Origin of the sequence: Mariprofundus micogutta (genome assembly GCF_001895085.1) — a bacterium.
GTDB lineage: Bacteria > Pseudomonadota > Zetaproteobacteria > Mariprofundales > Mariprofundaceae > Mariprofundus > Mariprofundus micogutta.
Genome location: NZ_BDFD01000011.1, coordinates 23,924 through 38,011 on the forward strand (window position 1 = coordinate 23,924; position 14,088 = coordinate 38,011).

Consider the following 14,088-nt stretch of genomic DNA (forward strand, 5'->3'; position numbering starts at 1 on the left):
GACTAGAGTTGCGCAGGATAGCGCGGGGTGCAACACATTGACTACTGGTGATCTGATTTTCTTTGTTGTTTTCTTCTGGATTGTGTTCATCACAGCCCGGCTTGCTGTGTTTGCCATCAATATTGATATCAAACTGAAAAAACGGCTTTGGCCAATCATTATCTTCAGCCTCTCCGGCATGCTGATGATAATCGCCTGGCTGCTGAACTTTCCGACCAAGGGTTTTGTTGTGCTCGGAATCGCCGTTGCCGCCATTATTTACACCAACCTGAAAGGCTTCTATTTCTGTGAATCATGTGAAAAAATGATTGCCAACAAAAAGATTCTCACAACGGTGGAAACATGTGAGAAGTGCGGCGCTTCCCTGAAATAAGTGTTATCTGGCTGTTTCGACCAGCCTATTCACCACAGCCAGAGCTGCCTGATAATCATACTGATCAATACAGGCGTGTAGTTGCCTGACTTCAGTCTCTATCTCACTGCCCATGAATTTCTCTTTGATCTCATTCATATAATCGGATGCATCGCCATCGCTATCCATGAGTAAATCGCGCATTTTCTCCAGCAAAGGCATCGCCTCTATTAATTCAACAGACTGAAACGAAGAAGCCTTTTCCTTATCACACCACTCACGCAGGCTCTGCATGACGATGTCGAGCTGACAGTAAACATCTGAAAGGCGACTGCTGACATCAGGACCACCTTGTTTCAGAGATGTTTCCAGGTTCTTTACAGCAAGATGCAACTCATCAGCCCCGATATTACCTGACACGCCCTTGAGCCCGTGCAGCTTGTCTAATACTTTTGTATTCTCTCCAGCATCCATCAACTCCTGTAGATTCTCACCCAATGCCTCATGGCTATGTCTGAATTTTTTGAGAATGTTAAAATAGCCGGTTTTGTCACCTGAAAGACGCTGTATGCCGGCTTCGACATTAATGCCCGCTAATAAAGGCAAAGCTGCGGAATCATCCCATCCATGAGAACCATTTCTTTTTTTAACGATATGCTCAGTGTCTGCTGTAGTTACATGGATATGCTCACCAAGTATTTCATACATCTGCTCGGGATTAATCGGTTTTCCTATATGCGCATTCATACCTGCTTCGCGGCATTTCCTGATATCATCAACCATAGTATTGGCAGTCATGGCAATAACCGGAAGATCGTTAAATCGCCCATCGAGCCGGATTTTCCGGGTTGCCTCCAGCCCCCCCATCTTCGGCATCTGCATATCCATCAAGACAGCATCAAACTGCTCTTCATCGAGAGCCTCCAGCACCTCAATGCCGCTATGTGCAACCCGAACGCTGATATCCACCTTATCCAGCAATCCCATCGCCACCTGGAGATTGATTTCATTATCCTCAGCCAGCAAAAGATGCGCTCCGCGTAAATGTTCCGGTGCCATATATGCCAGAGGTTTGTGACCATAGGCCAGGTTAATGCTGTCAGGCTTACATTCAAAAACCGACATTATAGTGTTCACCAGCGAGTTCATACTTACCGGCTTAACCATGCTGGCATCAATGGTCGACCGATCATCATCACTAAAGTGTCCGTTGCCGCCATAGGCCGTAACCAGAATGATTTTTGGCTGCCTGGATAGTGTGTCATTGGCTCTGATCAGACGGCTTGCCTCTATCCCGTCCAAGCCCGGCATCTTCCAGTCCATAAGCACCAGATCAAAGGGGGGTTCAGAACAGCTCTCGATTTTCAGTAGCGCCGCTTCTGCCGAATCCGCACATTCAGGATTCAGGTTCAGGGCTTTCATATATCGCTTCAGCACCAGGTTCACGGTTGGATTGTCATCCACAACCAATACACGCATCTGCTGCAGTGCCTCGGGCAACAATACCTTCGATGGTTGCAAAGCCTTACTCAGCCCGAAACTGGCCGTGAAATGAAAGGTGCTTCCCTTACCCGGCATACTGTCCACGCTCATTCGGCCACGCATCAGCTTCACCAGATGTTTACTGATCGCCAGACCAAGACCGGTACCTCCGAATCTGCGCGTAGTAGAGCTATCGGCCTGAGAGAAGGCTTTAAATAAACGGTCCAGATCATCGTGGGACATGCCGATGCCCGTATCTGAAACAGAGAAATGCAATAAAACAGAATCTTGCTCTTGTTCCATTACCCCAATAGATAAGCGAATTTCTCCGGATTCAGTAAATTTGACTGCATTATTCACCAAATTGATCAGCACCTGCCGCAAGCGCAGTGGATCCCCGACCAGTTGCATTGGAACTTCTGGCGGATAATCGACAATAAAGTTCAATCCTTTCTCATCGGCTTTCAGACCGGCAATACTGGTTAATTTCTCAAGGGTTTCCGACAGATCAAAGTCAATCTCCTCCATCGTCAACTTCCCGGCTTCAACCTTGGAGAGATCTAGAATCTCATTGAGAATCGCCAACAAGTCTTCAGACGCACCAAGCATCTTCACCAGATAGTCCCGCTGGATGGGGTCAAGTTCTGTATCAAGTACCAGATGAGCCAGGCCAATCACGGCATTCATTGGCGTACGAATCTCATGACTCATATTGGCCAGGAATACCCCTTTTGCCCGGCTCGAGGATTCCGCCTGATTTTTGGCCTTCTTCAGGTCACGCGTACGCTCCTTGATTGTCTCTTCCAGTTTTTCATTGAACTGACGCAAGTGGTCTTCGTGCTCCTTGCGCTCGGTCAAGTCTGCAAGCACGGCCAAATAGGCATCTTCACCATTATATACAATGCTTCGCACAGAAGCCGAAATCCACAACTTACCCCCTGTCATCTTGCGAGCCTCAAACTCATAACCGGTGACAGCACCATCCCGACGCAATTTGCGACGCAGCATCTTCCTGGAATCGGTATCCACATAATATTCAGAGATATGCTTATCCCTTACCTCTGTTCGATCATCATCAAGGAGCTCCAAAGCTGCCGGGTTATGAAAAAGCAGCTGCCCATCTTCTATACGCGAGATAACAATCGGCAATGGCGTGGCAATCGTCATTTCCTTGAATTGATGCAGGCTTAATTTCAAATCATGATATTGGCTGTATACCTGCTCAAAATTGAGCTCGAGATCTTCCAGGAGCTCGTTGAATGCAGATACCAGTTCGCCCACTTCATCTCTGGATTCAACTGGAATACGTTCAAAGCCGGGGTGATCAGATCTTTCCCCTGTCTCAATCCATTGGCCAAGCGGATCGGTTTCGAGCATCTCTTTCATTCGCGTGGCCAGCAGGGCAAGTGGCTGACTGACCTGGTTGCGGTATATGATAAAGATACCGACTGCAAAAAAGAGACTGATAAACATCGTCAACAACATCACATAAACGACGGATTCTTTATCCTGAAGCAAGGAAACCTGCTCCAGTTCTATCAACACATGGCCTATGAGTTGTTCGTTGTCATGTACCGGATGTAAAATATAATGCTCGGTCGGTGCATGCTCCAGAGCATGTTTCACGCCCCCATTCAACCATAACTTGGGAGCAATCGGATCCCCTGCTGCTGCCAGCAGCGAATAATCAGGAAGTAGAAGATGAACGGCATGGAAGTGTCCATCGGCAGCCAATGAAGCATCGAGTACTTTCGCTGCAGCAGGCCCGTTCTTTTGTATTAGATAATCATGGGTCATTTGCCCGATCAGCATCGCTTCAACCTGGATGCGTTCCTTCACCAACTCATCAAGCATGGATAGATGCGACTGATACCATGACCACCCCATAATAGAGGTGCAGATCACGGCTGCAGACAGGATCATGATTAATAACTTTCGCTGAAGAGAAGTGAACATTCGAGCTCCTTGTTTACACCTCCATGTGCAACCAGTAACTCTCAGTATAGACTATTTTTTCATTTGTGAAGGATGACCGCATGCATGAGCGGCAATTCCAGTTGCCTTATGATCTGGAGTTGCGCCCTGATGGTCTTCTACGGTTGCGATTACGGTTATTGTTCGGCTGCCCTTTTCGCCCGGCCTGGCCACCCTGCTCCGCCTTATCCTCTTTCTTCAATCCTTCTGCAGTGGCTTCAGGATTGGTTGGCTGACCGATTTGTAACATCTCATGTTCGATATGGCAGAGAGGCACCTGGCGACTGATATAGGTTTCGATATCAGGCAGGCCGAAACAGAAGCGTTCACATGAGAAAGAAATAGCAGTGCCAGTTGAGCCGGCACGGGCAGTACGACCAATGCGGTGAACATAGTTCTCAGCATCTTCAGGAAGATCGTAATTGAACACATGGCTAACACCGTCAATGTGCAGACCACGACTGGCAACATCGGTAGCCACCAACAGATGCAGCTTACCTTTGGTGAAATCATCCAGAATACGCGTGCGTTTCTGCTGACGAACGTCGCCGGAAAGTATACCGACTGAAAAACCGTAGCGGGCCAGGTTACGGGCCACTTTCTCTCCGGTACGTTTCTCATTAATAAAAATCATGCCACGCTTCACATCGGATTCGCGCAATAGATGAACCAGCAGCGGAAACTTGTCATCCATACTGGTGTGATACATCGATTCAGTAATACCGGAGGCCGTCACGTCACCATCTTCGGCACGCAGCTTCTCAGGCTCATTCATATGCTCGTAAGCCAGCTCCAGCACACGATGAGATAGTGTGGCTGAGAACATCAACGACTGGCGCTGATCATATTTCGGCAATCGTCGCAGCATAAAGCGCAGATCATTGATGAAACCAAGGTCGAACATGCGATCAGCCTCGTCGATAATCAGCATGTCGGCTTTGGATAAGGAATAGACCCGTTTCTTCAGGTAATCAATCAAACGACCCGGTGTACCGATCAGGATATCGACACCCTTTTCAAAACCGAGGCGCTGTTTTTCATAATCAACACCGCCATACACAGTATGCAGCTTCAGATCAGTAAACTTGGCCAGCTTGGCGGCATCATCGGATATCTGTACTGCCAACTCGCGAGTGGGTGCTATAACCAATACGCGAGGATGATGTTTGCTGCGACCCTGCTTCGGTTCAGTTGAAAGCAGGCGATTAATGGCGGTAATCAGAAACGTTGCTGTTTTACCCGTACCTGTTCGCCCCTGCCCGGCGACATCTTTGCCTGCCAGTGTCATCGGCAGTGCAATCTGCTGCACATCCGTCATCTCCGTAAAGCCAAGCTCCTCAATGCCCTTCAGCAGTGATTCGGGAAGATTGAGTTCGGTAAATAGCGTTGGTTTGATGACAAGTGTCTGTTTCATGGCGGTAACTGTACGCGCTAGACGTTAGGCTTGCCACAAATGTTACTATCCATCCATACAGGGCAAGATAATTTCCCTAGTCTGCTTATGATTGCAGTCCTCTATTTTAGGCCCTAGTCTGCCCGCTTTCCGGGAATGCGGGCTCATGGCGCAATTGGTTAGCGCAACCGGCTCATAACCGGTTGGTTCTAGGTTCGAGTCCTAGTGAGCCCACCACTCCCTGAATATATTAATCAGAGAACAACAGGAAGAATATGCCTCCAAAACCAGAAGACATTGCCGACATGGTACGCCAGCATATTCCTGATGCACAAGTACAGGTACATCTGTATTCCGGTGACGACCATTTTGAAATGAATGTTGTTTCAGCAAGTTTTGCAGGCAAATCACGTATTGCCCAGCATCAGATGGTCTATGCCGCGCTGGGTGAACATATGAAACAGGCCATTCACGCTCTGGCGTTGAAGACCTCGATTCCCAAGGAGTAAACAATGAGTGATCCCGTACAAGAGCAGATTGATCAGGTCGTAAAAAACAATGACGTTGTCCTGTTTATGAAAGGCACGCCCGATTTCCCTCAGTGTGGCTTCTCCCAGCGCGTAGCAGGTATCCTTTCAGGCTATGGTGTTCCATTTGCAGCGGTGAATGTACTGCTCAGTGAAGAAGTGCGCCAGGGTATCAAGACTTACGCTGACTGGCCCACCATCCCGCAGTTATATATCAAAGCTGATTTCGTTGGTGGCTGTGATATCGTGACGGAAATGCATGAAAATGGTGAGCTGGAAGAATTGCTGGCTCCACTGAAAAAAGAAGCGTAACCTCAGCCTTACGCTGCCTTCCATGCACTGCGTAGTGCTTGATTAACGGTGCTGATTTTGTTATAAAAAGGATGTTGATGGTTATTAAGAACACTTCTCCCTCACCAGACTTCCGTGGATTCTACCCACAGCAGCAAGCGTACAATCCTAAAACCAGTTTTTATGCATACAAAGGCAATCTGAACGACTGATGGAAACCAAACTTTCCCATAAGCTTGGCCAGCGACTGGCCTTGACGCCGCAATTGACCCAGAGCCTCAAGGTTCTGGCTATGAATTGTATGGAACTTGAGAATTATCTGGAAGAATCCATCGAATCCAATCCCATGCTGGAAATGGACCCTAATGCAGCTACTGCTGCAGAACCGGCACAACAGGAAAAGGCCATTGAGGTCTCAGAGCAGGAGCAGTGGAAAGAGCAGGGCGATGATCGCTGGGAAAGCATGTATGCACCCTCCACGCGTGATGACGACCGCTATATTGACCGCGAACAACTCTGGGCAGGTGAAGAAAACCTCAGCGACAGCCTGCATGATCAGATTGACCGCCAACCCATGTCAGATAATGAAAGAGAAGTCGCACATGCCCTGATCGACTCTCTCGATGATGACGGTTATTTTCGCAATGATCCCTCCGAGTTTGCCAAAGAACTTGAAGGCAATATTGAAACCGATGGTGAAACGGTAGAACGCGTACTACTCAATGTTATCCATCAGCTTGACCCGACCGGTCTCGGAGCTCGGGATGTTACCGAATGCCTGCTGTTGCAGCTGGATGACACATGCGAAATTGATCGCTGGGTCAAACGATTACTGCTGCATTTTGCCGATGCCCTGCTGGCTCATGATGAAGAGTTGGCAAAAAAGGTTGAATGTGATGTGGAAACGATTGTACAGGCAAGAATCCGCATGCGCCGCCTGGACCCGTTCCCGGGCCATGGCCTGCGCGGAGACAATAACTACTTCATCCGACCTGAAATCGTCTTCCGCCGCAATAATGACAACAATATAGAAGTCGATATTCCCGGCACTGGCTGGCGAGGCATTAGTATCAATGAACGCTGGAAAGAGCACGAATGGAAGGGGAAAGACAAAGAGTTTATGACGCAGGCCATGAAAGAGGCTAAGTGGCTCTTGCATGCACTGGATCAGCGTAGTGAAACACTGATGAAAGTCGCCATGTGTCTGGCCCAGCGTCAACGCACGTTTCTTGAGTATGGTGTATTGGGCCTGAAACCTCTGACCCTGCAAGATGTGGCAGAAGAGGTCGGCCTGCATGAATCCACCATCTCGAGAGTCACCAACGGAAAATATGCCGACACACCAATCGGCATGATTGAGCTCAGACGCTTCTTTTCTGCTGGCCTACCGACACGTGGTGGAGGTACGATATCGGTCTATCGTGTACAACAACGTGTGAAAGCATTGATTGAATCCGAACCTGTAGGACGCCCTATTTCGGATCAGGCCATTGCCGACCGATTACAGGCAGAAGGTATTGAAATCGCACGCAGAACTGTAGCGAAATATCGAGAACAGTTAGGGCTGCCCCCAAGCAGCCAACGGCGGCGTGGTACAAAAACACGTTAGCCCTGATATGTATACATATCAGAAAGGAAAGAAAACATCTTTCCAAATGTAACCAGTCACAGCAAGGCTGTTACAATAAAACAAAAGCGGAGGTAACAACATGCAAGTATCCATCACCGGACGTCATGTAGATCTCACAGAGCCGCTGAAGGCTTATGTGGATGACAAACTGCAACACCTGAAACACTCATTCGACCACGTCGTAGACGTGCATGTTGTGCTTTCGGTGGAGAAGTTTCGTCAACGCTGTGAAGTCAACATGCAAGCCAGTGGCATCAACATTCACGGCAGTCACGAGACTGAAGATATGTATGCCTCAATTGATGGAGTCGTAGATAAACTCAACCGTCAGCTTAAACGCTATCGGGCAAAACTTCGTCGTCATCGTGGTGACCCGGTAGGCCGTGAAATCAAGGTTTCACACAAAGTTCTGGATATGGCCAATGACAAAGATGAGCTGACTGAAGATCACCAGCCTGAAACGTTGCGCCATGAACAGATCGATGCCAAACCGATGAGTGTGGATGAAGCAGTGATGCAGCTGGAGCTGGGCAGCCGCGATGTGCTGTTTTTCACCAACGGGCAGACCGAACAGCTTAATGCAGTCTATCGTCGACCTGACGGCGCACTAAGCTGGATTGAACCCGAAGCAGCCTGATCACAACTATGCGCTTGCTAACGCCTGAACATGTCATCCTCGATTGTGGAGCCAACAGTAAACGAGCTCTGATTACCGAGGTTGCCAATATATTAACCTCCATCGACCCCGACCGGGTAATGGAGGTCGTCATGGCGCGTGAGCAACTGGGAAGCACAGGAATCGGCCATGGGATAGCTATACCCCATGGCCGCATGCCTGACCTGCAGACCCCCATGATTGCCATTGGACGCCATATCGAGGGGATCAACTTCGATTCAATTGATGGCGAACCTGTGCATATTGTCGTGTTACTGCTGGTACCAGATTCGGATGACCGTCAACACCTGGAGCTGTTGGCACAGTTGGCCCGAACCCTGCAGCAAAGCAGTGTACGGGAAGCCATTCTTCATGCCCGAAGCACGCAGGATATTGCGGATATATTTTCCGAACTGGTGAAAAAAGAATAATGACCCTGGCCCGCCGTATCACAATCCGTGAACTGCTGGCCGCACAGGGCGAAGCTGCCAAGATGCGCCTTCTGGCCGGAGAAGCCGGTCTTGATCGTTATATTGACCATCCACGCATGCAGAAACCCTCCCTGGCATTCGCCGGATTTATTGAACATTTGAGTGATTACCGACTTCAGGTGATCGGTCAGACCGAATTACATTATCTGGCTACCCGCAGCCTTCAGGAACAGCAAACTGCTGTTGATGCCGTATTTGATTTGCGTCTGGCTGGCGTCGTCATTACCCGCAATCAAACACCTCCCGACATTATACTCAATGCCGCAAAACGCACCGACACTCCATTGATAGTGTCTGATGATCCATCTTCAACATTCATGACTAACATGATGCTCTTTCTCTCCCAGCACCTGGCACCAGTGGTCTATCAGCATGGCGTTTACATGGATATTTTTGGCCTGGGTGTGTTGATTACAGGTGCCAGCGGCATTGGTAAAAGTGAAATCGGGCTGGAGCTGATTTCCCGTGGCCACCGCCTCATTGCTGATGATATGGTGGAGTTTTCACGAAAAAACCCGACTACCATAGTAGGCAAAAGCCCGGACACACTACGTTACCACATGGAAATTCGTGGCATTGGTATTCTGAATATCCGCGACCTCTATGGCGCTGCAGCCATCACTGATACCAAACGATTAAGCCTCGTGGTTGAGCTTGTACCCTGGGACCAGGTGGCTGCAGAAGACAGAGTCCTCGGCGAAGACAGTGATACTGAAATTCTTGAAGTCAGCATTCCCCGCATTGCCATTCCCATTCGAACCGGCCGCTCTCTTGCAGTGTTGGTCGAAGTTGCAACTCGTAATCAACTGCTGAAACAACGTGGCATCGACAGCGGTGATGACTTCGTGCGATCTCTGCAACACAAGATTGACGAAGGCGGCCAGGAGCTATGATACTAATCAGTGGTCTCTCCGGTGCCGGAAAAAGTACCGTATTGCATGCTCTGGAAGATGCAGGTTTTTTCTGCACCGACAATCTTCCTCTGGAGCTATTATCTGACTGGTCCAACAGTATGTTGGCACGCAAACAACCTGCAGCCGTCTGCCTGGATTCACGTAGTGGTTTCACAGCCAAAGCTATTCGCGCCGCCATCAAGGACATTCCAAGCCATGACCAGTGGCAATTGCTGTTTGTCGAAGCAGAGGATGAGGTTTTAAGGCGGCGCTTCTCCACAGTTAAACGCCGCCACCCGTTTCCGGCAGGCTCCGACCTGATGGAATCCATCAGGCTTGAACGGGAGAGTCTGCTGGCAATCCGGAACATGGCAGACCTGGTTCTCGACAGCAGTCACCTCACACCTTACGAACTAGCAGAAAAGGTCGACATTTTCTGCCTGAAACCCGGCAAAAAGAAACGACAGATGATCTGCAACATCATCTCTTTCAGTTATAAAAACGGTCTGCCTGCTAATGCCGATATCGTCTTTGATATGCGTTTTCTTCCCAACCCGCATTACCAGCCGGAGCTGGCACCTCTGACAGGATGTGATCAGGGCGTGATCTCCTTTCTTGAGAGTTACGAAGATGTCAAAGAGGCAGCATTACATATCCAGCGCTGGCTGGCATTCACATGGCCGCTGGTTCGCAAAGAACGCAAGCAATACCTAACCATTGCCATGGGCTGCAGCGGTGGACGCCACCGCTCAGTGTATATGGCCGAACTGATCTCGGGATGGCTGAACAGTCAGGGCTGGGCCGAACCTACCGTACAGCATCGTGAACTGGGCATCAGTCACAGCAGCATAATAGATGTAAGCCCGGAGGCAAAATAAGCATGATCGGTATTGTCCTGATTGGCCATGAACGCATTGCCAGTGAAATGCTGGCAGCCATGGAACATATTGTGGGAAAACAGCCACTGATCGAAGTACTCGATGTTCTGGATTCGCAAACTCCCGATGAACTGACCCGCTCTATGCAGGCAAAAATACGTGCCTGTGACATCGGCAAAGGCGTACTTCTGCTGGCCGATATGTTTGGCGGAACCCCATGCAATATTGCCATGGGCTGCTTGCAAGCCGGTCATGTTGAAGTGGTATCCGGCTTTAACCTGCCGCTGTTGATCAAAGCCGCAACACTGCGGGACAAACAGAAGAATCTTGCGAAGCTGGCCGAACAGGTCGTTGAGTCAGGTCGGCTGTATATGCGCATTGCTCCGCATCTTCACAATACCGGACAATCAGACAAGAAGAGTACTGAGGGGGGGCGGCGATGACTGAACGCTTCATCAGAATCCAGAACAAGCTGGGACTGCATGCCCGGGCTTCGGCTAAACTGGCAACTGAAGCCAGTCGCTTTGAGAGCAATATTAAACTCGCCAAAGATGACATCGAAGTGAATTGTAAAAGCATCATGGGCATTATGATGCTCGCTGCATGCAAAGGAACAGAGCTGAAACTCATTGCAGACGGTGTCGATGCCGATTCTGCGCTCGATGCTCTGGAGACATTGGTCAACAACCACTTTGGAGAAGGCGGGTGAGTCCAAAGCGATTTGGACAGCTACCGGAAAACCGTCGCGACGGTAAGGGGGTTGCATCCAGTTCCGGCATTGTTATCGGCCGGGTTCAAAAACTATTGCACGGGCGCCAGCCAATCCCTGAAAAGTATCTCAAACCTGAGCAGCTTGAAGCTGAAGTAGACCGGTTGCTGCAGGCAATCACCGCCGCAAAAAAAGAGATCGATGAAGAGCGCCAACATTTAAGCAATATCGGCACACGTGATCCAATGCTGATTCTAGATGTGCATTGTATGCTGATTGCAGACCCCGAACTGTTGAAATCCGCCAGCCAACGTATCCGAAATGAGTGTATCAATGCTGAATGGGCACTGAGACAGGAAATGGACGTCATTCAAACGGTGTTTGAACAGATGAAGGATGAATATCTGCGCAATCGCAAAGACGATGTTGAACAGGCTGGCCGACGCATACTGAGTCACCTTTTGGGGCAATCAAAACCAGAACAGGGACTGCAGGAACAGAGTGCAGATAAAGAGCCTGTAATATATGTCGGGGATGATTTTTCAGTTTCCGATATTGTGCATATGTGGCGCCATGGTGTTGCTGCCGTAGTAACGGAGCAGGGTGGCGTTGACGCACACAACATCATCGTTGCCCGCGGCATCGGCCTTCCGGCACTGGTCGGTGCTACCGGCATTCTTAATGACATCCATGATGGTGAGATACTGATTCTCGATGCAGAACAGGGGCTCTGGGTACTCAATCCAAGTGAGATTGAGCAGAAGGCCTACCGCAAATTTATGGAGGCTATTCTGGTCAGCAAACGCGGACTGGAAGCCTTTGCCTGCAAACCTTCACTCAGCAAAGATGGCCGTGAATTAAAGCTGATGGCGAATATCGAATTTCCGGAAGAACTTGATGTGGCTGAATCGATTGGTATTGACGGGATCGGCCTCTATCGCAGCGAATTCCTGTTCATCAATGAAACAACCATGCCTGATGAAACATTCCAGTTTGAACAGTATGTGATGCTTGTCCGTCGCATGCAGGGGAAACCTGTCACCATGCGTCTGCTTGATGTCGGTGGTGATCGCCCCTGGCTCTATCGTGATCTGGCCGGTGCCGACTACTCCGGTGCCAATCCAGCCATGGGTCTGCGTGGTATTCGTTTAATGCTGAGAAACCCTGAACCGTTGAAAGTCCAGTTGCGTGCCATGATCAGGGCAGCGCAGGAAGGTCCGGTAAACATTCTCGTGCCAATGATCAGCTGCCGCGAAGAGATGGAACAGGTCAGAGAACTGGCAGATCAGTGTCGAAATCAGCTCGGCATAACCGAATTGCCTCCGATTGGCGCCATGATCGAAGTACCTGCAGCAGCCCTGATCGCGGAAGACCTCGGCAAAGTTTCCGACTTCTTCTCCATCGGCACCAATGATCTGATGCAATATACACTGGCTTCGGATCGTAGCGATGACGAGATGGCCGGCCTGTATCAATCTGGTCATGCCGCTATTTTGCAGCTGATTCTTCTGGCGGCATCAGCTGCAAAAAAACATGGCATCCCGATATCAGTCTGTGGTGAACTGGCTGCCGATCCGGAATGGACTGCCACATTTCTGAATCTGGACATGCAATACCTCTCCATGAGCGCGAGTAATATACTCACTATTCGACGATACCTTAGCCGCCAGACCTATCTGCCACTGATTTCTTAACGATACTGCGATTTTATCAGTACATTTTCCCCATAAACACAATCTGCTCTTTGCCGAATTGGACAAAGCCGTTTACCCTTCGCGTCCCAAGGTTAACAGAGTGTATAACAGGAGAACTTATGCGATACGACTGGAGTGTAGATGAGATTGAGGCACTGTTTGAACTGCCATTTAATGATCTGATGTTCCGTGCTCAACAGGCCCATCGTGCCCATTTCGATGCCAATGAAGTGCAATTATCCACACTGTTATCGATTAAAACCGGCGGTTGCCCAGAAGACTGCAAATACTGCCCTCAGTCATCGCGTTATAACACTGATGTGGAATCTGAACTGCTGATGAAAAAAGAACAGGTCATCGCCGCCGCCAAAATCGCCAAAGAGAAGGGCGCATCTCGATTCTGTATCGGTGCAGCATGGCGTGAGCCCAAAGGACGTGCTTTTGAACTGGTCTGCGACATGATTTCCGAAATCAAGGAGATGGACATGGAAGCCTGTGCCACCCTTGGTATGCTCAATGCTGATCAGGCTGCACACCTCAAAGAGGTCGGACTGGACTACTACAATCACAACCTCGATTCCGATCCGGAATACTACAAAGAGATTATCTCTACCCGCACATATGATGAACGTCTCGACACCCTGAAACATGTACGTGCCAATGGCATGAGTGTCTGCTGTGGTGGTATTGTCGGCATGGGTGAAACACGGAGTCATCGTGCTGGGCTTGTAGCCCAGCTGGCTCGCATGAGCCCACACCCGGAATCAGTGCCAATCAATATGCTGGTGAAAGTGGAGGGCACACCTGTTGCAAATGATGCACAGTTTGCCGGTGATCTGGATAACTTTGAATTCATTCGCACCATTGCAGTCTCCCGCATCACGATGCCGGGCTCACATGTGCGACTTTCCGCCGGTCGTGAAGAGATGTCTGAAGAGATGCAGTCCCTCTGTTTCCTCGCCGGAGCCAACTCTATTTTCTATGGTGAGAAACTTCTGACGACCGGCAACCAGGATGCCGAGAATGATCAAAAACTGTTTGCCAAACTCGGACTGCGCCCGATGGAAAAACCTGTTCCTTCAAGCCGCCGCATGGTGAATGCTTGAATCACCACTGAGG

14 protein-coding genes and 1 tRNA gene are annotated in these 14,088 nt (G+C 49.5%); 13 read left to right on the forward strand and 2 right to left on the reverse strand.

Features of this window, described 5'->3' with window-relative positions:
• The first annotated feature begins 37 nt into the window (after positions 1-37).
• Entirely contained in the window at positions 38-373 is a 336-nt protein-coding gene (locus MMIC_RS07165; RefSeq protein WP_072659786.1) for a hypothetical protein, read from the forward strand.
• 3 nt (positions 374-376) lie between these two features.
• Here the strand turns inward: MMIC_RS07165 and MMIC_RS07170 are convergent, their stop codons facing one another.
• Positions 377-3,790: a response regulator gene (locus tag MMIC_RS07170; RefSeq protein ID WP_072659787.1), complete on the reverse strand. Its 3,414-nt coding sequence runs from the start codon at positions 3,788-3,790 to the stop codon at positions 377-379.
• Positions 3,791-3,896: 106 nt separating this feature from the next.
• Positions 3,897-5,222, reverse strand: a complete 1,326-nt coding sequence (locus MMIC_RS07175) for a DEAD/DEAH box helicase (protein ID WP_072659788.1) — start codon at positions 5,220-5,222, stop codon at positions 3,897-3,899.
• Positions 5,223-5,361: 139 nt separating this feature from the next.
• On the opposite strand from MMIC_RS07175, the gene MMIC_RS07180 reads away from it, so the two are divergent.
• From MMIC_RS07180 to bioB, 12 genes are all read left to right on the forward strand, one after another.
• Positions 5,362-5,438: transfer RNA gene (locus tag MMIC_RS07180), tRNA-Ile, on the forward strand.
• 38 nt (positions 5,439-5,476) lie between these two features.
• A complete protein-coding gene (locus MMIC_RS07185) occupies positions 5,477-5,710 on the forward strand; it encodes a BolA family protein (RefSeq protein ID WP_072659789.1) in 234 nt (77 codons plus the stop codon).
• Between the two features lie 3 nt (positions 5,711-5,713).
• Positions 5,714-6,040 carry a Grx4 family monothiol glutaredoxin gene (gene grxD, locus MMIC_RS07190; RefSeq protein WP_072659790.1) on the forward strand — a complete coding sequence of 109 codons (327 nt, stop codon included), beginning with the start codon at positions 5,714-5,716 and terminating at the stop codon, positions 6,038-6,040.
• A 190-nt stretch (positions 6,041-6,230) separates the two neighbouring features.
• Positions 6,231-7,628, forward strand: coding sequence for an RNA polymerase factor sigma-54 (rpoN, locus tag MMIC_RS07195; RefSeq protein WP_072659791.1), 1,398 nt, complete (start codon positions 6,231-6,233; stop codon positions 7,626-7,628).
• 100 nt (positions 7,629-7,728) lie between these two features.
• Entirely contained in the window at positions 7,729-8,286 is a 558-nt protein-coding gene (hpf, locus tag MMIC_RS07200; RefSeq protein WP_072659792.1) for a ribosome hibernation-promoting factor, HPF/YfiA family, read from the forward strand.
• An 8-nt stretch (positions 8,287-8,294) separates the two neighbouring features.
• Positions 8,295-8,735 (forward strand): PTS sugar transporter subunit IIA, encoded by a 441-nt coding sequence (locus tag MMIC_RS07205; protein ID WP_072659793.1) that lies wholly within the window; start codon positions 8,295-8,297, stop codon positions 8,733-8,735.
• Positions 8,735-9,688 (forward strand): HPr(Ser) kinase/phosphatase, encoded by a 954-nt coding sequence (gene hprK / locus MMIC_RS07210; RefSeq protein WP_072659794.1) that lies wholly within the window; start codon positions 8,735-8,737, stop codon positions 9,686-9,688. Before MMIC_RS07205 ends, hprK begins: the two co-directional genes overlap by 1 nt.
• The gene (gene rapZ / locus MMIC_RS07215) at positions 9,685-10,566 is read left to right on the forward strand and encodes an RNase adapter RapZ (RefSeq protein ID WP_072659795.1); all 882 of its coding nucleotides are present in this window, start codon (positions 9,685-9,687) and stop codon (positions 10,564-10,566) included. The genes hprK and rapZ overlap by 4 nt, the downstream gene beginning before the upstream one ends.
• Positions 10,567-10,568: 2 nt before the next feature.
• Positions 10,569-11,009 carry a PTS sugar transporter subunit IIA gene (locus tag MMIC_RS07220; protein ID WP_072659796.1) on the forward strand — a complete coding sequence of 147 codons (441 nt, stop codon included), beginning with the start codon at positions 10,569-10,571 and terminating at the stop codon, positions 11,007-11,009.
• Positions 11,006-11,275 carry an HPr family phosphocarrier protein gene (locus MMIC_RS07225; protein WP_072659797.1) on the forward strand — a complete coding sequence of 90 codons (270 nt, stop codon included), beginning with the start codon at positions 11,006-11,008 and terminating at the stop codon, positions 11,273-11,275. The genes MMIC_RS07220 and MMIC_RS07225 overlap by 4 nt, the downstream gene beginning before the upstream one ends.
• Complete coding sequence (ptsP, locus tag MMIC_RS07230; protein ID WP_072659798.1) at positions 11,272-12,969, forward strand: phosphoenolpyruvate--protein phosphotransferase; 1,698 nt, start codon at positions 11,272-11,274, stop codon at positions 12,967-12,969. Before MMIC_RS07225 ends, ptsP begins: the two co-directional genes overlap by 4 nt.
• A gap of 119 nt (positions 12,970-13,088) precedes the next feature.
• Positions 13,089-14,075, forward strand: a complete 987-nt coding sequence (gene bioB, locus MMIC_RS07235; protein ID WP_072659799.1) for a biotin synthase BioB — start codon at positions 13,089-13,091, stop codon at positions 14,073-14,075.
• Positions 14,076-14,088 lie beyond the last annotated feature (13 nt).

Coding starts and splice junctions, on each gene's coding strand:
- MMIC_RS07170 (WP_072659787.1), bottom strand. CDS start 3,790: ATGTTCACTTCTCTTCAGCGAAAGTTATTAATCATGATCCTGTCTGCA.
- MMIC_RS07175 (WP_072659788.1), bottom strand. CDS start 5,222: ATGAAACAGACACTTGTCATCAAACCAACGCTATTTACCGAACTCAAT.
- MMIC_RS07185 (WP_072659789.1), top strand. CDS start 5,477: ATGCCTCCAAAACCAGAAGACATTGCCGACATGGTACGCCAGCATATT.
- grxD (WP_072659790.1), top strand. CDS start 5,714: ATGAGTGATCCCGTACAAGAGCAGATTGATCAGGTCGTAAAAAACAAT.
- rpoN (WP_072659791.1), top strand. CDS start 6,231: ATGGAAACCAAACTTTCCCATAAGCTTGGCCAGCGACTGGCCTTGACG.
- hpf (WP_072659792.1), top strand. CDS start 7,729: ATGCAAGTATCCATCACCGGACGTCATGTAGATCTCACAGAGCCGCTG.
- MMIC_RS07205 (WP_072659793.1), top strand. CDS start 8,295: ATGCGCTTGCTAACGCCTGAACATGTCATCCTCGATTGTGGAGCCAAC.
- hprK (WP_072659794.1), top strand. CDS start 8,735: ATGACCCTGGCCCGCCGTATCACAATCCGTGAACTGCTGGCCGCACAG.
- rapZ (WP_072659795.1), top strand. CDS start 9,685: ATGATACTAATCAGTGGTCTCTCCGGTGCCGGAAAAAGTACCGTATTG.
- MMIC_RS07220 (WP_072659796.1), top strand. CDS start 10,569: ATGATCGGTATTGTCCTGATTGGCCATGAACGCATTGCCAGTGAAATG.
- MMIC_RS07225 (WP_072659797.1), top strand. CDS start 11,006: ATGACTGAACGCTTCATCAGAATCCAGAACAAGCTGGGACTGCATGCC.
- bioB (WP_072659799.1), top strand. CDS start 13,089: ATGCGATACGACTGGAGTGTAGATGAGATTGAGGCACTGTTTGAACTG.